At 67.1% G+C, this 19,350-nt stretch carries 17 protein-coding genes and 1 tRNA gene; 13 read left to right on the top strand and 5 right to left on the bottom strand.

Translation table 11 applies throughout. The annotated features are described in order from the left end of the window. Nucleotides 1-62 precede the first annotated feature (62 nt). Nucleotides 63-563, top strand: coding sequence for an anthrone oxygenase family protein (locus tag ACZ7KI_RS00560; protein ID WP_470271123.1), 501 nt, complete (start codon nt 63-65; stop codon nt 561-563). Nucleotides 564-1,307: 744 nt separating this feature from the next. Here ACZ7KI_RS00560 and ACZ7KI_RS00555 read toward each other — a convergent pair. From ACZ7KI_RS00555 to ACZ7KI_RS00545, 3 genes are read right to left on the bottom strand one after another with little or no spacing between them, the layout of a single operon-like run. Further along, a complete protein-coding gene (locus ACZ7KI_RS00555) occupies nt 1,308-1,961 on the bottom strand; it encodes a response regulator transcription factor (RefSeq protein ID WP_470271122.1) in 654 nt (217 codons plus the stop codon). Next, nucleotides 1,946-3,226 (bottom strand): sensor histidine kinase, encoded by a 1,281-nt coding sequence (locus tag ACZ7KI_RS00550; protein WP_470271121.1) that lies wholly within the window; start codon nt 3,224-3,226, stop codon nt 1,946-1,948. Before ACZ7KI_RS00550 ends, ACZ7KI_RS00555 begins: the two co-directional genes overlap by 16 nt. Nucleotides 3,227-3,258: 32 nt before the next feature. After that, complete coding sequence (locus ACZ7KI_RS00545) at nt 3,259-3,675, bottom strand: hypothetical protein (protein ID WP_470271120.1); 417 nt, start codon at nt 3,673-3,675, stop codon at nt 3,259-3,261. Between the two features lie 134 nt (nt 3,676-3,809). On the opposite strand from ACZ7KI_RS00545, the gene ACZ7KI_RS00540 reads away from it, so the two are divergent. The 3 genes from ACZ7KI_RS00540 to ACZ7KI_RS00530 all read left to right on the top strand — a co-directional run bounded on the left by ACZ7KI_RS00540 (nt 3,810) and on the right by ACZ7KI_RS00530 (nt 5,809). Next, nucleotides 3,810-4,556: a hypothetical protein gene (locus tag ACZ7KI_RS00540; protein WP_470271119.1), complete on the top strand. Its 747-nt coding sequence runs from the start codon at nt 3,810-3,812 to the stop codon at nt 4,554-4,556. Further along, entirely contained in the window at nt 4,553-4,897 is a 345-nt protein-coding gene (locus ACZ7KI_RS00535) for a DUF7674 family protein (protein ID WP_470271118.1), read from the top strand. Before ACZ7KI_RS00540 ends, ACZ7KI_RS00535 begins: the two co-directional genes overlap by 4 nt. A 573-nt stretch (nt 4,898-5,470) precedes the next feature. After that, nucleotides 5,471-5,809 (top strand): ankyrin repeat domain-containing protein, encoded by a 339-nt coding sequence (locus tag ACZ7KI_RS00530; RefSeq protein WP_470271117.1) that lies wholly within the window; start codon nt 5,471-5,473, stop codon nt 5,807-5,809. Nucleotides 5,810-6,551: 742 nt separating this feature from the next. On the opposite strand, the gene ACZ7KI_RS00525 is transcribed toward ACZ7KI_RS00530, so the two are convergent. Then, nucleotides 6,552-6,624, bottom strand: a tRNA-Ala gene (locus tag ACZ7KI_RS00525). 269 nt (nt 6,625-6,893) lie between these two features. Here ACZ7KI_RS00525 and ACZ7KI_RS00520 point away from each other — a divergent pair. Both ACZ7KI_RS00520 and ACZ7KI_RS00515 read left to right on the top strand, forming a co-directional pair. Further along, nucleotides 6,894-9,047, top strand: coding sequence for an RICIN domain-containing protein (locus tag ACZ7KI_RS00520; protein WP_470271116.1), 2,154 nt, complete (start codon nt 6,894-6,896; stop codon nt 9,045-9,047). A gap of 97 nt (nt 9,048-9,144) precedes the next feature. After that, entirely contained in the window at nt 9,145-9,699 is a 555-nt protein-coding gene (locus ACZ7KI_RS00515) for an HdeD family acid-resistance protein (protein WP_470271115.1), read from the top strand. On the opposite strand, the gene ACZ7KI_RS00510 is transcribed toward ACZ7KI_RS00515, so the two are convergent. Continuing rightward, nucleotides 9,686-10,270 carry a hypothetical protein gene (locus ACZ7KI_RS00510; protein ID WP_470271114.1) on the bottom strand — a complete coding sequence of 195 codons (585 nt, stop codon included), beginning with the start codon at nt 10,268-10,270 and terminating at the stop codon, nt 9,686-9,688. The genes ACZ7KI_RS00515 and ACZ7KI_RS00510 overlap by 14 nt on opposite strands. A gap of 81 nt (nt 10,271-10,351) precedes the next feature. Between ACZ7KI_RS00510 and ACZ7KI_RS00505 the strand changes: the two genes are divergently transcribed. From ACZ7KI_RS00505 to ACZ7KI_RS00475, 7 genes are all read left to right on the top strand, one after another. Continuing rightward, nucleotides 10,352-12,007 carry an NAD(P)/FAD-dependent oxidoreductase gene (locus ACZ7KI_RS00505; protein WP_470271113.1) on the top strand — a complete coding sequence of 552 codons (1,656 nt, stop codon included), beginning with the start codon at nt 10,352-10,354 and terminating at the stop codon, nt 12,005-12,007. Then, a complete protein-coding gene (locus tag ACZ7KI_RS00500) occupies nt 12,004-13,425 on the top strand; it encodes an ATP-binding protein (RefSeq protein ID WP_470271112.1) in 1,422 nt (473 codons plus the stop codon). The genes ACZ7KI_RS00505 and ACZ7KI_RS00500 overlap by 4 nt, the downstream gene beginning before the upstream one ends. A 139-nt stretch (nt 13,426-13,564) precedes the next feature. Then, on the top strand, nt 13,565-14,653 hold the full coding sequence (locus ACZ7KI_RS00495) for a hypothetical protein (RefSeq protein ID WP_470271111.1): 1,089 nt from the start codon (nt 13,565-13,567) through the stop codon (nt 14,651-14,653). Continuing rightward, a complete protein-coding gene (locus tag ACZ7KI_RS00490) occupies nt 14,653-15,807 on the top strand; it encodes a toxic anion resistance protein (protein ID WP_470271110.1) in 1,155 nt (384 codons plus the stop codon). The genes ACZ7KI_RS00495 and ACZ7KI_RS00490 overlap by 1 nt, the downstream gene beginning before the upstream one ends. Continuing rightward, nucleotides 15,804-17,429, top strand: a complete 1,626-nt coding sequence (locus ACZ7KI_RS00485) for a hypothetical protein (protein WP_470271109.1) — start codon at nt 15,804-15,806, stop codon at nt 17,427-17,429. Before ACZ7KI_RS00490 ends, ACZ7KI_RS00485 begins: the two co-directional genes overlap by 4 nt. Continuing rightward, a complete protein-coding gene (locus tag ACZ7KI_RS00480; protein WP_470271108.1) occupies nt 17,426-18,019 on the top strand; it encodes a hypothetical protein in 594 nt (197 codons plus the stop codon). The genes ACZ7KI_RS00485 and ACZ7KI_RS00480 overlap by 4 nt, the downstream gene beginning before the upstream one ends. 132 nt (nt 18,020-18,151) lie before the next feature. Further along, the gene (locus ACZ7KI_RS00475) at nt 18,152-19,258 is read left to right on the top strand and encodes a peptidase inhibitor family I36 protein (protein WP_470271107.1); all 1,107 of its coding nucleotides are present in this window, start codon (nt 18,152-18,154) and stop codon (nt 19,256-19,258) included. Nucleotides 19,259-19,350: the final 92 nt, after the last annotated feature.

Here is a 19,350-nt window from a genome sequence, read left to right as displayed (position 1 = left end):
TACCTGTCCCACAACGAAAATCGAGACAACGAAACCAGGCGATGAAACCAATGAGAAGCATCATGGCGGTCCGGCTCGTCACCGGACTCGCGCTGCTGTCCACCGGGCTGCTCGCGGGCGCGTTCGGGTACGGCGCGGTCAACATCCAGACCACGTTCAACGCGGTACCGCTCGACATACGACTGACCTTCCACTCAGCTCTGATGAAGATGAACGGCCCCGTCATGCAGACCACGATGGCGCTGGCCGCACTGAGCTCCTTGACGCTGACCGTGCTGATTCGAGAGAAGTCGCGGTACCTGGCGGGCACGGCCGGCGTGCTGGCCGTGGCATCGTTCCTGATCACCCGGTTCGGCAACGTCCCGATCAACGGCCAGATCAAGGTCTGGGCCGTCACCACCCCACCCGCCGACTACGCGTCGATCCTCCAGCGGTGGGAGATGTTCAACGTCGCCCGCACGCTCACCGCGCTCGCCGCGTTCGTACTCATCATCACCCTCACCCTCCGGACCGCTCGTGCCCGGAAGACCGACCGCCGGCCCGCACTGACGGCACCGGCGTGAGGACACCGAGCCTGGTCGACTATGCGACCGTATCGACCCTGCCGGGCACCTGCCTTTCTCGGCACGGGGTTTCGCTGGGACGGTGCTTGGTCGGCCTTGCCCCAGCACGCTGGGGCGAACTTCACGCCCGACTGGTCAGCGCAGGAGCAGAATTTCTGTCGCCGTGGCGATCTCGGCGAGTAGTGCTTCGGTGATTGAGGGCCGCGTGTTGTCGGCATCGATCAGCACAGCGCGCTTGGCGGTGTGCTCGGTGTCGCTAGTCGTGAGTATCGGTCTTTCGTGATCGGTCGCACTGGGGGTTGACGAATGGAGTGGTCGGGCTTGGGCTGGTTGTTGCGGGAGCGTTCGAGTGGGCGTGAGTGGCGTGTCGAGACCAGCGGTATGGCCTGGGACGCCGGAGGGTATGACCTCGGGCGTTTCGAAGTTCATGTGCTCGGCGAACAAGTCATTGGCGCTCCCGATGGTTACCCGGACTCGATAGGGTCGGCATGGCCTCAAGTGGCTGCGGACTCGTAAACAGAGGATCAGGGGTTCGAGTCCCGTTGGCGGCTCAAGATCAACATTACCGTCGACCCGGCGCACTCGTGGGTTATGTGAGTGTTTTCGTTTTAAGTTCGGTTTTATTGGGCTCTGTTTCGTCTCCGATTTCACCGGTGTGCTGATTTCCGGGTTACGCGCACAGTGATCCACGAACTGGTCACTCACGTGGTTAAGCGCCGTCGTACTACCGGCGGTGCGGGGCGGTCAGTGCTGGCTGTCGCCGAGGTAGACCAGGACGGCGAGGACGCGCCGGTTGGCCGTGCCGTCGTCGTGGATGCCGAGTTTGTCGAAGGTGGTGGTCGTGTACTTGCTGATCGCGCTCTCGCTGAGGAACAGTCGGCCGGCGATGGCGGCGTTGGAGAGCCCTTCGGCCATGAGGGCGAGCACGGACCGTTCCCGCTCGGTGAGCTCGGCCAGCCGCGAGGCCGCGGCCGGTCGGCCGAACAGCTTGGACACCACGGCGGGATCGAGCGCGGTGCCCCCGGCGGCGACCCTCTCCAGTGCGTCGAGGAACTGCTCGGCCTCGAACACGCTGTCCTTCAACAGATACCCGACCCCGCCGGCCTGGTCGGCGAGGAGTTCGCGGGCGTAGAGCTGCTCCACGTGCTGGGAGAGGATGAGCACCGGGAGTCCCGGGATCCGCGCACGCGCGGTGAGCGCGGCGGTGAGGCCCTCGTCGGTGTTCGTCGGTGGCATCCGGACGTCGACGATCGCGATGTCCGGCCGCTGGGTGAGCAGGGCTTGCAGTGTTTCGGGGCCGGTGGTGGCCGTGGCCACGATTTCGTGACCGTAGGCCTCCAGCAGCCGGACGATGCCGTCGCGGAGCAGGTAGAGGTCCTCGGCTACGACGACGCGCATGGCACCACCATTCTCATCTGGGTCGGGCCGCCCGCTGGGCTGACCACGGTGAGTGTGCCGTCGAAGGCGGCCAGGCGCCTGCGGACACCGTCGAGCCCGCCGCCGGGCACCACCTCGGCGCCGCCGGGGCCGTCGTCCTCGACGTCTACTTCGACGGCGGTGCCACGTGGGCGGATCCGCACGCGCACCTGTGCGGCGGGCGTATGTTTGGCCGCGTTGGCCAGCAGCTCGGCGACGGCGAAGTAGACCGCGGCCTCGATCGGGACCTCCAACCGCAGCCGTCCGGGTGCGTCGACCCGCACGTCGACCGGGCTGTCGAGGGCGAGGGCGCGGATCGCCTCGGCCACGCCCCGCTCGACGAGCACGGGAGGGCTGACGCCGCGCACGAGCTCGCGCAGCTCGGCCAGCGAGGCCGAGGTGCCCTTGCGTGCTTCGCGCAGGAGCTCTTTGGCCCGTTCCGGTTCCTCGTCCATCAGCCGCTCCGCGGTGGCCAGGGACAGTCCCACCGCGACCAGCCGAGCCTGCGCGCCGTCGTGCAGGTCGCGCTCGATGCGGCGGATCTCCGCGGCCTGCGCCGTGGTCAGGTCCGCGCGCTGCAGCTCCAACTCCCGCACCCGCTCGGCGGTCACGCCGCCGTCGGGCGGTCCTAGCCACCGTTGCCCGAGCGGCCCGAGGATTCGCCAGGCGAACGGCGCGCCGGCCACGGCCACCACGACGAGCGGAAGCCCGGCCAGGACGGAGGTCGGCGATGCGTGAACGAAGGCGACCACCGCGCCGGTCAGTGCGATCGACGGCACCGCGCACACCGGCCCGACGGTGACGGCCGCGAGCAGCACCCATCGCACGTCCCGCCGGTACGCCGGATCACCCATCCGCCGTCGCCAGTGCTGATCAAGCTCGGCGTCGCGGCGAGTGCGCTCGTAGGAGTGGCCGTTCCACCAGTATCCGGTGGACAGCAGCACCGGTTCCGGAGCGGTTTCGGGCAGCCGGTAGCCGTTCTGGAGCACAAGACCGCACCACCGGCCCGCGAGGCGGCGGAACAGCGTGCCGAGCCACCGCGCGCACACCAGGGCGAGCGGGAGAAAGATCGACAGCAGGCCCACCCACGACCACGGGTTGGTCCACGACCAGGCTGAACCCGACAGCGCGGAGACCACAGCGGGCACCAACGACAGCGCGGGGAGGAGCAGGGCCGAGGCGGCGAGCAGCACCGACTTGACGAATCCGCCGCCCACCGTGCTCAGCCACGCACCCAGCCGTCCCATTCGCCGTCCTCCTCGCCGTCCATGGTCGATTCTCACCGGACAGCCCGCACGACACGACGCCGGGTGATCACCGCGACGGCGACCAGCGGCACCGCTGACACGGCCTGCATCACCGTGTACCACGGGGGACAGACCCCCGGGATCAGGTCCACCCCGACGATCGCGATCGGCAGGATCGTGCTCACCACGCGCAGGCGCTCCAGGCTTTTGCGCTCCTCCCGCGCCGCCTGCACGGCAAACCGGTGCAGCAACGGAGCTGCGAGCAGCAGGATGACAGCCCGGACCCACATGAACGTGTTCACCGAGCCCCCGGTCAGCGCGACCGCGGCCACGGTCGCCAGGACGATCGCACTGACCACACCGAAGAGCAGGACACATTTGCGCACCTGGTCGAAGGACTGCCGGACATCACCCTCGGCCGCCACTTCCTGGTTCCTTGAATTCGTCATGGCCATGACGCTACGAAGACCAAGATCCGCCCGGTATGGGTCTGGACCCACCAGCTGGTGGGTCCAGACCCACAGCCGGTCTCCCGGAGTGCGACCTCAACTGTGGTGGGAGCAGTGGAGCGTGGACGCCGCCGGTGGCGCCGCCGCCGTCGCCCAAGGACACGAAGCATGACTACCCGACATCCTTCGGCAAGGACACGCCGAAGATGTCGCCGAAGCAGCGACGGGCTACCTGGCAGACCCAGTACGCCACGTGGAAACACCTGCCGGTTGCGCAGCCGCCTGCGGACTTCGCCCAGTTCGGGTTCGCGTTCTGCTCCGAGTTCCCCGACGTCCGCAGCTGTGACCCCAGCCCACCCGGCTGGGAAGAAACCCTTCAAGCCGCCCTGTTCTTCTTCCCATGGGGGAAGGCTGGTAAGGCTGCTTATGAAGTCGGCGTGTGGGCCACTGCGTCCAAAGCCGCAGCCGTCGAGGCCGGCGGTGCTGTGCCGGTCGCGGTCGGCGCTGGTGCAGCGGCAGCGGCAGGTGGAAGGGCGGCGGTAGGTACAGGCACTCCGGCATCTGTTGCTGACGAAGCGGTTGATGGCGTATTGGCCACGCCTCAGGTTGGCAGCACAAAACTGCAAAATCTGATAAATAATCTCTACAAGGGCACGACCAATCCAAACCGGGTTGGTAACGGCACGACGATGGAGGCGATCCGCAATGAGATCGTCACTGGTGTACCGACAGGCGGGCGAATGCACACGATCAAGGGCCGAGAAACACTTCGAGGCCTCAATAACTGGCTGCGCCGCAACCAGAACGCGGACTACCACGACCGGGTTGTCGCGCAGAGTCTTGCCGATGAACTCTCGTCGGTCCTGCAAGGTGGCCGATGAGCGCCTACGCCATTGCGGCCATCGGTGCACTCATCGATACCCATCGGCAATTGGTCCCTATTCTTGAAGAGCATCTCATTGACAATGAGGGTGAGGTGCTGCCGCATCTCGTGATGGCCGACGTTGTCCGATGGTTGGTGGAGCATCGCACCTCTCACCCCGAAGTCTGCAGATCGGTGGTTGGTTGGCTCGAAGAGGAGTTCAGGCGGGGGCCAGAGGAGGTCCGCGGGCTGATCACTGTGAGCGGTGTCGAGATGATCCCGGATCCTGGTCAACCCGGTGCTGAGCTTCGAGAACTGTTGGGGCCTGTTCTTCGTGAGGTGGACCCGTGGCGCGCCTGATCATGTCAATCATCGCTCGCTGAGCCTTCTCCATGGCCTGTGGTCATGGAGAAGCGACGATAGTCTGGTGCAGATGCTCAAACCAGGAAAGCTAGCTGATGGCTATAAAGCTGTGTCGACCCAGTCGCGCCGTTTTCCGATTGCGCAAGTCCCGCGGCTGGGCGCAGTGCTGCCTCTATGGCTGAGGCCCGGCGGTGTCGACCGCGTCCTGGAGGGCAGGCCCGGGGTGAACACGATGCCAGCCACGGGGTGGTTCGCGTTGGGTCGGCGTCGACAACGGCGGCGGTGTAAGGGCCTGAGGCCCTCCGGGAAGCCGCGACCTCGAGTCGAAAGCGAGAACGGATACCCAGTCCTGGCTCAGGGGAGCAAGCACCTGTTTCAGCGCAACCAGCCTCCCGTCGGGACCGCTCGCCAGCAGCACACCCCATGACGCCCCCTGCCCAGCTTCGCCAGTAGTCGGTACCGCCCGGTCGGAGGCTGCCAGCGGCCTCACGACGGTCCCGGCTCTTCCACCGCAGTGCTACTGACGCTCCACGAAGGCGGGAACTGAAGGTAACAACCGGAGGATAAATAGTGACTGACCTCGGTCCTGCTCATCAGGCTGTTGAGATGGGCGATCTTCCGCTGCTTTGCGAACTACTTGATGCCGGCGCTGACATCAATGAAGAGCATGGAGGACTCACGCTGTTGCACCATGCCATTGATGTTGAGATCGATAGCCACACGCAGTCGGGTGAGCCGCTACATGTGGATGTCACAGCTTACTTGCTCGCGCGAGGAGCGAATCCGCAGCGTCCTTCGGATGGCGGTTGCGGCGTTACAGCGGAGCATATGGCCTTCGAAAGGCGTCATTGGCTGGCGTCGGCTCTCTTTGAGGGATGGGGTAATCGCCGACAGGGAGAGGGCGCCTAGCGGCTCTCCCTGTCAAGGCGAAGCTGTCGCCTGGGCCCTTGGTGTTGGTCAGTTCTTTGAGGAGGGTTCCGCCGAGTGGGGGTGAGGTGGAAGTGGATGTGCTGACACGCAGGGGGACCGTAGGTCGAGTTCTCGGGCCGATGCGGGTGCTGCCTTGCGGGCCTGACCTGCTCAGTCTGCTCGGGCTATCTCGCCTTCCTCGCGATGGGCGGTTCTGTCCACTGGTGACATATCGTTTTCAGCTCGGTCTGTCCCGTCACGTCACCGCAGGCGTTGACGAATATCTGGAATGTGGGTCACGGCCGCGGTCGGATGCTTCGCCGGGACCTACGCCGTCTCCGATTGGGCTCCGTTGCCGAAGTAGAGCCTGATGCGGCTTAGTACGACGCGACACTCGACGCAGGCCTAACGTTGCGCTGACCTGCGCGAATCGACAGAGTCCGACACTCTTCGGCACTAGCCGATATAGCCAAGTTGAGGACTTTTAATCCGAGGGAATCTGCAACTTATCGGCGTTGACGGGTTCGTACGGCTGCGGGGTCATGGGTAGACCACCCGGTCGGGTTACATAGCTGGAGCAGACGATGTGACCCCAGTTGGCATGGGTGGGACGGCGTGCTCCAGATTTGCTCCACCTACTGAACAGTAACTGAAGTTCGTCAGGCCAATTCTCAAAGTGAGCCGGAACGAAAAAACCGCCCTACCTCGGCTAAATTGCCAGGCGGGCGGTGTTTCGTCACTGTGGAGCTAAGGGGACTCGAACCCCTGACCCCCTCACTGCCAGTGAGGTGCGCTACCAGCTGCGCCATAGCCCCGGAGCGAAGTTGAACTCCGCATCTCGTGTGTCCATACATTACACCGCCCGCGGAGGCCGTTCACGCGGGGGTCACCCTGAGCGGTCGCGGGTCCAGCAAAACACTCTGACCTGCATCTTTTAACCTTATTTTTAGACGTGTATTGACTCCGCGTGTGACCGCCGTTACGTTTTCGACCATCGTGACGCCGAGGTCCCCGCCCGCTACGCCGCGTCTCCACTGGGCTCCACCTCAGCTCGCCCTGCCCGAATGACGCGGAGGAGGTCCTGATGAGGGCCAGAGCAGCTCTGTTAGCCTTGTTTTCCCTGGTCGGAGCACTGATAGTGGTGGCTCCGGCGGCTCAGGCGGCCATCGTGGCCGACACTTGGTACACGGTGACGACCGGTAGCGGGAAATGTGTGGACGCGCGCGCCGCCGGGACGGCGAACGGGACGGTCGTCCAGCAGTACGCGTGCAACCAGACCTTCTCCCAGCAGTGGCAGTTCCAGCCGACCTCCGGCGGCTTCTATCGGGTGAACACGCGCAACGACCCGGCGCGGGTGTGGGACGTCGCCGACGTGTCGACCGCCGACGGCGGGTTGATCCACTTGTGGACCTACGGCGGCGGCGCCAACCAGCAGTGGCAGCCGGTCGAGGAATCCGGTGGCACGTATCACTTCGTCAGCCGCAACAGCGGAAGGTGCCTCGACATCCCCGGAGCGTCGACCGCGGACAGCGCGCAGCTGCAGCAGTACGCGTGCAACGGCAGCGGGGCGCAGTCGTTCCGGCTCACTCCGGTCACCGGCACCGCCGACCCCGATCTCGGGCCGAACGTGCTCGTCTTCGACCCCGGTATGTCGCAGTCGGCGATCCAATCCCAGGTCAACAGCGTGTTCTCGCAGCAGGAGACCAACCAGTTCGGCTCGAATCGTAAGGCGTTGCTGTTCAAACCGGGCTCGTACAACGTCGACGTCAACGTCGGGTTCTACACGCAGGTGCTCGGGCTCGGGCTCTCGCCGGACAACGTGACGATCAACGGCGCGGTGCACGCCGAGGCCGACTGGTTCCAGGGCAACGCGACACAGAACTTCTGGCGTGGCGCGGAAAACCTCTCCGTCAACCCGAACGGCGGCACCGACCGCTGGGCCGTTTCGCAGGCCGCGCCCTATCGGCGCATGCACGTCCGCGGCAATCTGCAGCTCGACGACGGCGGCTGGTCCAGCGGCGGCTGGATGTCCGACGTCAAGGTGGACGGCCAGGTCCGTTCCGGTTCGCAGCAGCAGTGGATCTCGCGCAACTCGCAGTTCGGCGGCTGGAGCGGGTCCAACTGGAACATGGTGTTCGCCGGCGTCACCGGCGCGCCGTCGACCGGTTTCCCGAATCCGCCGTACACCACGGTGAACACGACGCCGGTCGTGCGGGAGAAGCCTTTCCTCCATGTCGACAACGCGGGCGCGTACCAGGTCTTCGTGCCTTCCACGCGCACCAACGCGTCGGGCGTCACGTGGGGCGCCAGCCAGCCGGGGACGGCGCTGCCGATCAGCCGGTTCTTCATCGCGAAGCCCGGCACGACGGCGTCGCAGCTCAACGCGGCCCTCGCCGAGGGGAAAGATCTCCTGATCACGCCGGGCGTCTACCACCTCAACGAGACGCTTCGCGTGACCAGGCCGGACACCGTCGTGCTCGGCCTCGGGCTGGCGACGCTGATCCCGGACAACGGCATCACCGCGCTGACGGTGGCCGACGTCGACGGCGTCAAGGTGGCAGGCGTGCTGATCGACGCGGGCACCACGAATTCGAACACGCTGATGGAGGTCGGCCCGGCCGGCTCCGCGCAGGACCACGCGGCCAACCCGATTTCGTTGCACGACGTGTTCTTCCGCGTCGGCGGGGCGGGCGTCGGCAAGGCCACGAACAGCTTGGTGGTCAACAGTGACGACGTCATCGGCGACCACCTGTGGATCTGGCGCGCCGATCACGGCAGCGGGGTCGGATGGGGCACCAACACCGCCGACACCGGCCTGACCGTCAACGGCGACGACGTCACGATGTACGGCCTGTTCGTCGAGCATTACCAGAAATACCAGACGATCTGGAACGGAAACCGCGGCAGGACGTACTTCTACCAGAACGAAATGCCTTACGACCCACCGAATCAGGCCGCCTGGATGAACGGGTCGACGCGGGGTTACGCGGCTTACAAGGTGGCGAACTCCGTGACGGACCATCAGGCGTACGGGCTCGGCAGTTACTGCTTCTTCAACGTGAATCCGAGCGTGGTCGCCGATCGCGCCATCGAAGTGCCGAACACCCCGAACGTCCGGTTCCGCAGCATGGTCACCGTTTCGCTCGGCGGGAACGGAACGATCAACCGGGTCATCAACGACCGGGGTGGACCGTCCGATTCGGGCACGAACGTGGCGAACCTCGTCGCGTATCCCTGAGCCCCGGTGCGCGCCGTGATGGCGGTCGCGGCGCGCACCGGCCCCCGAACGGGTGGTGTGCCGCGCGGACGCTCTCCGGCGCTTCGATACTCGGGACATGCCTCTCGTCGGTTTCACCGCCATCGAACCCCGCCTGGCCTGGCCGCTCGCCGCCGTCCGCGGGGTCTTCGCCGTCCTGTTCGGAGTGCTCGCGCTGATCTGGCCGGGCACGACCGTCTTGGCGCTGGCGATCATCTACGGCATCTACGCGATCTTCGACGGCATCGGCGGCGTGATGCAGGCCTTCCGGCCGGGCGACGCCGCCCACCGTGCCGCCTACGGGGTGCTGGGTGTACTCGGCATCGTCGCCGGTGTGCTGGTCCTGCTCTGGCCGGGGATCACGGTGCTGGTGCTCGCCCTGCTCGTCGGCTTCTGGGCGATCTTCACCGGCATCGTCGAGATCGTCGCCGCGATCCGGCTGCGCAAGCAGATCGAGGGCGAGGCCTTCCTCATCGCGGCGGGTGCGATCTCGCTGATCGCGGGCATCGTGATCGTGTTCAACCCGATCGCGGGCGCGTACGGGATCGCGCTGCTGGTCGGGATCTACGCCTTGATCTACGGCGTGATCCTGCTCGTGCTGGCCTTCCGGCTGCGGAAACTCACCCGGGCCTGAAAGCCTGCCGGAGATGGACCTGTGCTCCGGCCCGGCGCAGATTCGACAGGCTCGACGAGCCTTCAACCGCTGTCGCGACGGCGAAGCGGCGACCTTCGCGAGCGGCCACGGTCAGGCCGTGGAGGAGCAGCCGAGCTTGAGCCCCTTTGCCGCGGTGCGCCCGTGGCGTGGCGGACCCGCCGAGGACGACGCCTTGACCGTGCGCGCTCAGGGCCGCGGCGGAGATCGGCACCCCGTCTTCGACCAGCAGCGACCGCCGGATCCGCGGATCGGCGTGCTCGGCGGCGATGAGCGACCTCACCGTGTCGCCGCTTTCGTACCCTTCGAGCAGGATCCGGAGGAAGACGTCGATGTCGGACGCGTCTTCGACGTCCGTGTCCTCGGTCGCGAATCCGGCGATCGGAAGGATCGCGATCGGACGGTCACCGGCGGGCACGAGACCGGTGCCGTGGGGGAGCAGGCCCGGTGGCAGCACCAGCGTCGGCGGGTCGCCGTCCCAGCACGACCAGCAGCCCGTCTTCGCACCAGGCGGTGAAGCGACCGGCGAGTCCGGCGGCCGTGGCCGCCTCACACGCGATGGCGGTACGGGCGTGGATCACTTCTTCGGCTTCGGTCAGCACGGCCCGAACGTAATAGGGCTTAGGCTGATCCGGTGAGCCAGCCGATCCTGTTGACCGTCGACGACGATCCCGCCGTATCCCGTTCGGTCGCCCGCGACCTGCGCAAACGGTACGGGAAGGACTACCGGATCATCCGGGCCGATTCCGGTGCCGACGCCCTTGAGGCGTTGCGCGAGATCAAGCTGCGCGGCGACGCGGTGGCGGCGATCCTCGCCGACTACCGGATGCCGCAGATGGACGGCATCGTCTTCCTCGAGAAGGCGATGGACCTGTTCCCGAACGCCCGCCGCGCGCTGCTGACCGCCTACGCCGACACCGACGCCGCGATCCAGGCGATCAACGTCGTCGACGTCGACCACTACCTGCTCAAGCCGTGGGATCCGCCGGAGGAGAAGCTCTACCCGGTCATCGACGCGCTGGTGGAGACCTGGCGCGCGGTGGGGGAGCGGCCGGTCGATCAGATCAAGCTCATCGGCCACCGGTACTCGTCGCCGTCGTTCCACCTGCGCGACTTCCTGGCGCGCAACGCCGTGCCGTATCGCTGGTACTCGGTCGACGACGACGAGGGCCGCCGGATCCTGGAGGCCGCGGACGCCGCACCGCAGGACATCCCGGTGCTGGTCACGCCGGACGGCTCGGTGCTGCGCCAGCCGTCCGGGCCGGAACTCGCCGACGCCGTCGGCCTCTCCACGCGGCCCGCGCAGGAGTTCTACGACCTGATCGTGATCGGCGGCGGACCGGCCGGGCTCGGGGCGGCCGTGTACGGCGCGTCGGAGGGGCTGCGCACGGTCATCGTCGAGCGCAAGGCCACCGGCGGGCAGGCGGGCACCAGCTCCCGGATCGAGAACTACCTCGGCTTCCCCGACGGCGTCTCCGGTGCGCAGCTCACCGACCGCGCGCGGCGTCAGGCGCTGAAGTTCGGCGCCGAGGTGCTCACCGCTCGCGACGTCGTCGGTTTGGAGGCGCGCGGTTCGGCGCGCGTGGTCATGTTCGGCGACGGGACCGAGATCGCCGCGCACGCGGTGGTCCTGGCCAGCGGCGTCACCTACCGCGCGCTGGAGGCCACGGGCATCGCCGAACTCACCGGCCGCGGCGTCTACTACGGTTCCGCCGCCACGGAAGCGCCCGAATGCAAAGGCGAGCACGTCTACATCGTCGGCGGCGCGAACTCGGCGGGCCAGGCGGCGGTGTTCTTCTCCAAACACGCCGCCGAGGTCACCATCCTCGTCCGCGGCCAGTCGCTCGAAGCGTCGATGTCGCACTACCTGATCGAGCAGATCGCCGGGATCGAGAACATCCATGTCCGCACGCGGACCACTGTGGTCGAGGCACACGGCGACGACCACCTCGAACAGCTGACCCTGTGCGAGAACGGTGCCACCACCGAGACCGTGCCCACCGGGCATCTGTTCATCTTCATCGGCGCCGCGCCGCGCACCGACTGGCTGGGCACGGAAATCCTGCGGGACGACCACGGTTTCGTCCGGACCGGACCCGATCTGCTGACCGACGGCGCCCAGCCGCCCGGCTGGCCGCTGGAGCGCGACCCGCACTACCTGGAGTCGTCCATCCCCGGTGTGTTCGTGGCCGGTGACGTCCGTGCGGCGTCGGTGAAACGCGTCGCCTCGGCCGTCGGCGAAGGCGCCATGGCGGTCACCCTGGTTCATCGCTACTTGGAGGAACAGTGAGCGTTCTGCCCAGGGAAGAACTGCGCGGGCTCTTCCTCTTCGAGCATCTCAGCGAGGAACAGCTCGACTGGATCGACGAGCACGCCGTGCTGGAGCGGTACACCGGCGGCGAGACGATCATCCGCGAGGGTGAGCCTGCCACCTGCTTCTATCTCCTGTTGTCCGGCGCGCTGCGGATCACGCGGCTCGTCGGCGGCACCGAGGTCGAGGTGGTCCGCTCCGACCAGCGCGGCGCGTACTGCGGCGCGACGCAGTTCTTCGTGCATCAGGAGACCGAACACACCTACGGCGCTTCGGTGCACGCGGTCAGCGACCTCACCTTCCTGACCCTGCCCGCGGCCGAGTTCGCCACCGAGTTCCGCCGCTGGTTCCCGATGGCGACGCATCTGCTGGAGGGGATGTACCTCGGCTGGCGCAACAGCGACACCGTGATCGGTTCACGGCGACGACTGCTCGCGCTCGGCGAGCTGTCCGCCGGGCTCACGCACGAACTCAACAACCCGGCCGCGGCCGCCGTGCGCGCGACGGCGTCGTTGCGGGAGCGCGTCGCCGGGATGCGGCACAAGCTCGCGATGCTGGCGAAGAAGAGCGTCGACCCGGCGCTGCTGGAGCAGTTGCTCGACATCCAGGAGCAGCTGGTCAAACAGGTCTCTTCGGCGCCGAGGCTGACGGCGATGCAGCAGGCCGACCGCGAGGACGAGATCGGCGACTGGTTCGACGAGCACGGCATCGACCAGGGCTGGGATCTCGCCGACATCTACGTCCGCGCCGGGCTGACCGTGCCCGATCTCGATCGCTTGCTGGAATCGGTGGGGGAGACCTTCCTCGACGGCGCCGTCCGCTGGCTGGCGTACGCGCTCGAAACCGAGATGCTGATGGGCGAGATCGAGGACTCGACGACGCGGATCTCGGTACTGGTCGGCAAGGCCAAGCAGTACTCCCAGATGGATCGCGCGCCACATCAGTGGATCGACGTCCACGAAGGGCTCGACTCCACCCTCGTCATGCTCGCCGGGAAGATCGGGCCGGGCATCCGGGTGGTGAAGGAGTACGACCACACGGTGCCGAGGATCCCGGCCTACGCGGGCGAACTGAACCAGGTGTGGACGAACGTCGTCGACAACGCACTCGGCGCGATAGGTGCCGAGGGCACGCTGACGCTGCGGACGTCCCGGGTGAACGATCACGTGCACGTCGAGATCGGCGACACCGGCCCGGGGATCCCGGCGGAGATCCGGCAGCGGATCTTCGAACCGTTCTTCACCACCAAACCGGTGGGGCAGGGGACCGGCCTCGGTCTGGACATCTCGTGGCGCATCATCGTCGAACGGCATCAGGGCGATCTCCGCGTCGACTCGGAACCGGGAAACACGCGGTTCACCGTCTGCCTGCCCCTTTCGGAGCAGTCCGTGATCTGATTTTCCTTCTACCCCAACGTTTCGCCAAAAACTGACGACGTCTTCCGTTCATCGATCGTTCATTTCGAAATGGCTCGCCCGCGCGTCAAAAGAGGTGAACGGGCTGAAGGATCAGGCCTGTGAACGAGGGGGTGGGTCGGTGAAACGCCGTCTGTCGATCGGCCTGGCCGTGGTGCTGCTGCTGGCCGTGGTCGCCGTGATCGTCTGGGGCCGGGGCGGTGACGAGAACACCGCGCAGGGAACCGATCTGACCACGGTGCGCGGGGTCATCGGTTCGGAGAAACTCGCGTTCTTCTCCGACAAGCGGGTGGCGGACGCGTTCGCCAGGCACGGGTTGAAGGTCGAGGTCGACACCGCCGGTTCGCGGCAGATCGCGAGCATGGACCTCGGGAAGTACGAGTTCGCGTTCCCGTCCTCGTCGCCCGCCGCGCAACGGATCCAGCGCGATCACCAGGTGACCGGCGTGCACACGCCGTTCCAGTCGCCGATGGCGATCGCGACCTTCGAACCGATCGTGAACCTGCTGGCCGCCAACGGGATCGTGCGCAAGGGCGCCGGGGACTACCAGGTCCTCGACGTCGCGAAGTACCTCGAACTCACGCAGAAGGGCACGCGCTGGGACCAGCTGCCCGGCAACACCGCCTTCCCGGCGCGCAAGAACGTCCTGGTCACCACCACGGACCCGCGTGAGTCGAACTCGGCGGCGATGTACCTGTCGATCGTTTCCTTCGTCGCCAACGGGAACAACGTCGTCAACACGCCGGAGGCCGAGGCGAAGGTGCTGCCTGGGGTGTCGAAGCTGTTCATCGACCAGGGATACACCCAGAACAGCACCGAAGGGCCGTTCGAGGACTACCTCGCCGCGGGCATGGGCAAGACGCCGCTGGCGCTCATCTACGAGTCGCAGTTCGTCGACAGGCTGGTGCGCGGCGACGGCTCGATCAGGCAGGACATGCGCCTGCTCTACACCGCGCCGACGGTGTACTCGAAGCACACGCTCGTCCCGCTCAAACCGAACGGCGACCAGGTCGGCAGGCTGCTGGCGACCGATCCGGAACTGGGGAAACTCGCCGCCACCTTCGGGTTCCGCACCGGTGACCCCCGCCTGTTCGCCGACGTCGTCGCCGCGGCGAAGGCCCCGGTGCCCGCCGATCTGGTGGACGCCGTCGAGCCGCCGTCGTTCGAAACCCTGGAGCGTCTGCTCGACGCCGTGAAGAAGCAGTACTGATGGACGATTTCACGCTCACTCCACCCGAACCGGTGGAGGCGATCCCGGCCGAGCGGGCCGCCGGCCTGGTCACCCTCGGCCCGGAGGTCCACGCCGAGGTCGCGAAACGCGCGGAGGGTTTCGCGCGGCGGCTCGAAGCGCTCGACGTCCGATCGCCGGAGTTCACCCGTGTCCTGGACGAACTGCTCGCGGTCGGGGAGGCCGACATGCGCGCGGCGGCGACCGTCGCGGGCGCGCTGCTGGATCGCTCGACGCGGGCGCTGGCGGAAATCGGGTCGCCACAACAGCAGGCGACAGTGAGTCTGGCCGGGCTGCGGCGGGCCGTCGCGGAGATCGATCCCGCGAAACTGCCGATCACCGGCCGGAAACTGATGGGGCTGATCCCGGTCGCGGGCAGCGCGAAGAAGGCACTGGATCGCTATCGCGCCGCCAACGAGCCGGTGAACGCGCTGGTACTGGACCTGCGAGCGCGCCAAGACGTCCTCCGCCGCGACAACGCCGCGCTCAAGGGTGAGCGGGAGCGGCTGTGGAAGACGCTCGGCAAGCTGTCGGAGGCGGCCGCGTTCGCCGAGGCGGTGGACGCGGCGGTCGAGCGGCAGGCGGAGATCTTCGATCTGACCGATCCAGCGCGGGCGAAAGCACTGCGGGCCGACGCGCTGCATCCGATCCGGCTGCGGCATCAGGACCTGCTGACCCAGCTGGCGGTGAGCGCGCAGGGCTATCTGGCGCTGGATCTGGTGCGGCGCAACAACGACGAGCTGATCCGGGGGATCGAACGGGCGGTGTCGACCACGGTCGCGGCGCTGCGGATCGCCCTGCTGGTGAGCGGCGCGCTCGCCGGGCAGCGCGATGTCCTCGACGAGGTCCAGGCCGTGCAGGCCACCACCGACGGACTGATCAGGGCCAACGCCGAACTGCTGGAACTGCGGAGCGCCGAGATCCAGCGCGCGGGCAGCGATCCGGCGGTGGCGGTGGCGACGATCCGCGAGTCGTTCGAGCGGATCTACCGCAGTATCGACGCGATCGACGAGTTCAAGGCGGGGGCCGTCTCGACGATGGCGGCGACCGTGGAGGCGTTGTCCGGGGAGATCCGGCGTGCCGAAGACCATCTGCGCCGGTCTCACGAGACGGCGACGGCCGAGGGGGCATCGTGAAACGCTGGGCGGTCACGGCGATCAGCGCTGTTTGCGCGCTGTCGCTGGTTTCCTGTGCTTCGAGTGAAGACGGGACGCACGGACTCGGGGAGGCCGAAGCCGGTACGCTGCGGGTGCTCGCGGGCAGCGAACTGGCGGATATGCGGCCGCTGCTGGAGCAGGAAGCGGCGGCCACCGGGGTCAAGGTCAAGTTCCAGTTCGCCGGGACGCTGGAGGGCACCGAATCGCTCGCGAGCGGGAAGGCGGACGGCCAGTACGACGCCGTCTGGTTCTCGTCGAACCGCTATCCCGCGGCTGTTCCCGAAGCCGCGAAACGGTTGGGCGAGCAGGCGAAGATCATGAGTTCGCCGGTGGTGCTCGGGCTGTCCACGTCGGCGGCGCAGCGGCTCGGCTGGGCAGGGCGGCCGGTGGGCTGGGGAGAAATCGCCGAGCAGGCCGGGAAGAAGGCCTTTTCCTACGGCATGACCGATCCGTCGGCGTCGAACTCCGGGTTCTCGGCCCTGGTCGGGGTGGCCTCGGCGCTCGCGGGCGCGGGCAACGCCATCGACGCCCAGCAGATCGCTTCCGTCACCCCGAAACTGACCGAGTTCTTCAGCGCGCAGGCGATGTCGGCGGGCTCGTCCGGCTGGCTTTCCGAGGCCTACCAACGGCGTGCGACCGGTCAGGATCCCGGCAAGAAGGTCGACGGCCTGATCAACTACGAGTCCGTCCTGCTGTCGATGAACGCGAGCGGGAAGCTCCCCGAACCGCTGACGCTGGTGTACCCCTCCGACGGCGTCGTCACCGCGGACTACCCGCTGACTTTGTTGCAGAGCGCGAATTCCGACGCGCGCGACGCGCACCGCAAACTGGCCGAACGGCTGCGCACCCCGGACACGCAGCGCAAGATCATGGAGACCACGCAGCGCCGCCCGGTCGTCCCGGGCGTCCAACTGGGGCAGCAGTTTGTGCAGAAGGACCTCGTCGAGCTGCCGTTCCCCGCGACGCAGCAAGCGGTCGACGCGTTGCTGGGCGCCTACTTCGACAAGATCCGGCGACCCTCGCGGACGCTGTACGTGCTCGACACCTCCGGCTCCATGGCGGGAGACCGGATCGAGGCGCTGCGGACCGCGCTCACCGGGCTGACCGGCGCCGACGGTTCGCTGACCGGGCGGTACCGGCGGTTCCGCAGCCGCGAAGAGGTCACGATGCTGCCGTTCGACACGGTGCCGGGCCGCCCGGAGACCTTCGTCGTCCCGGAAGGCGATCCACAACCCACCTTGGACAAGATCAAGCATTTCGCCGAAGACCTCGACGCGGACGGCGGTACGGCGATCTACGACAGCCTGGATCGCGCGTACCAGATCCTGGGTCCGCTGGCCGCCCGCGACCCGGACCGGTTCACCTCGATCGTGCTGATGACCGACGGCGCGAACGCGAGCGGCTCCACGTTCGCGGACTTCCAGCGGAAGTTCCCGGCACTACCGGAGGCGATGCGGCAGATCCCGGTGTTCACCGTGATCTTCGGCGAAGGCGACTCCACCGAACTGAGCGAGGTCGCGAAACGCACCGGCGGAAACGTGTTCGACGCGCGTGGTGACGTGCTGCCCAAGGTGTTCCAGGAAATCCGCGGGTACCAATGATCCGGTACCTCGGCTCCACGAAGAACCTCGCCGGCTGCGTCGGCGGGCTGATCGGGCTCGCGCTGTACCTGACCGGCGTCGTCGGCGGCCTGTGGCCGGTGGTCGTCGCGGGGCTCTACGCGGTGTTCGCCCTGCTCGCGCCGCCCGAACGGGTCCGGCTGGTGCCGGTGGACGCGGTCGTCGAAGCCGGGCAGCTGCGCGCGGACCTCGATTCGCTGGTGGCCAAGGTGACCGAGCGAGCGCAGCGGATGCCGGAGTCCTCTGTGGACGGTGTCCGGCGGATCGCCGGGATCATCGACGACATGTTGTCACGGCCGGAGCGGTGGGCGGCCAACCCGGACGTCCAGCACGCCGTCACCCGGCTGGCACGGACGGATCTGCCGCTGTCGGTGGAGACCTACCTGAATCTGCCGTGGTGGTTCGCGGCCAAACGGCGGGCCGGTGAGCCGAGCGCCTCCGACGAACTCCTCGCGCAACTGGAGCTTTTGGAGACCGAAGCGCACCGCATCGCGGAACGGTTCTACGCCGGTGATGTCCATCGGCAAACCGACCACACGCGATACCTGCGCGAGCGCGGCGAATCGGCCTAGCGCGTCCCGATCATCGGAAAGCGAAAAAACTCTGCCGGTCTTTCTGCATGGGCACGTCCGATTTCCCGTGGTGGACTGCGTAACGCCGATCAGGTCGTGGTCGGTGTTCCGTCTTCCTCAGGGAGTTCAGACGTGCGCAAGTACAGACATTGGGCGGCCGCCGCGGCCGCGGTGGTGGTGTGCCTCGCCGGTGGTACCCCAGCGAGCGCCGAACAACGCGGTGATCATTGCGTCGCCGACACAGCGACCGGGGTGATCCGGTGCTTCGGCAGTGTCGGCGAGTCCCTCGCCGCGGCGAAGGCCGGAAAGGTCGGTGCCTCCGCGACGGTGATCAGCGTGCTTTACGAACACGCGAACTTCGGCGGTGCGAGCGTCGCCGTCACCGGGTCGCCGTGCGTCGAGGGGACCAACCAGACCATCGGCTTCCTCGGCGACTGGAACGACAAGATCTCCTCGTTCCAGACCTTCAACAACTGCTACATCACGATGTACGAGCACGCCGAATACCAAGGCGGCAGCCAGGAGTGGTACGCCAACGACAGCGGCAACTACGGGTCGAACATGAACGACCGCGGCAGTTCGGTGGTGTACTCGCGCGGACCGTCACGCGCCGAACTGCTCAAGGACTGCGGCCACGCCACCAAGACCTGCAACGCCCACGTCGATCAGCGCGGCCAGGACTTCTACGGAAACTGGGGCCGCGTGGACACGGTGTACAACTGCAGCGCCAACAAGATCACCCAGGTGATCGGCAAACGCGACACCCGTAGCGGGAAGAACACGGTGTCGAACGAGATCAGCGTGAGCGCCGGCTTCGAGTTCCTCGTCGACTGGTCGGTCGCGTACAAGCGTACGTGGGGCCAGGAGTGGGGCTGGGAGACCAGCGAGAGCGTCGAGACCCGGATCGAGGTCAACCCCGGCTACTGGGCGGGCCTGGACCGCTCACCGGTGATGCGGGTGGCCAGCGGCTCGTACGACATGTGGTACGACAAGCGCCGGTGGGGTCACAACCAGTGGTACGTCTGGAACTTCAGCGGTGAGGGCCCGGCGCCCGGTGTCGTGGGGCAGACCAGGACGGTCGGCAAGAAGATGACCTCGGAGGAGAAGAAGAAGGTGTGCGGGAAGTCGGCCGGGCTCGTGCGTTCCTCCGGCGGGACGCAGGCGGAAAGTGCCTCGGCTGCTCCTGCGGCGCCGGCCGCGCCCGCGGTGCGCGTCGCGGAGGGCCCGCTGCACAGCTAGTCCGGTGAGGCGTCGGTACAGGTGGTCGTGAGTGATTTGGGTCGTTAGAACGAACCCTCTCTCAGGTACCTACTCGTGGCCTGCGGGCTTGC

The organism is Amycolatopsis sp. NPDC039088, assembly GCF_055598845.1.
This window is presented reverse-complemented; position numbering and strand designations above follow the sequence as displayed.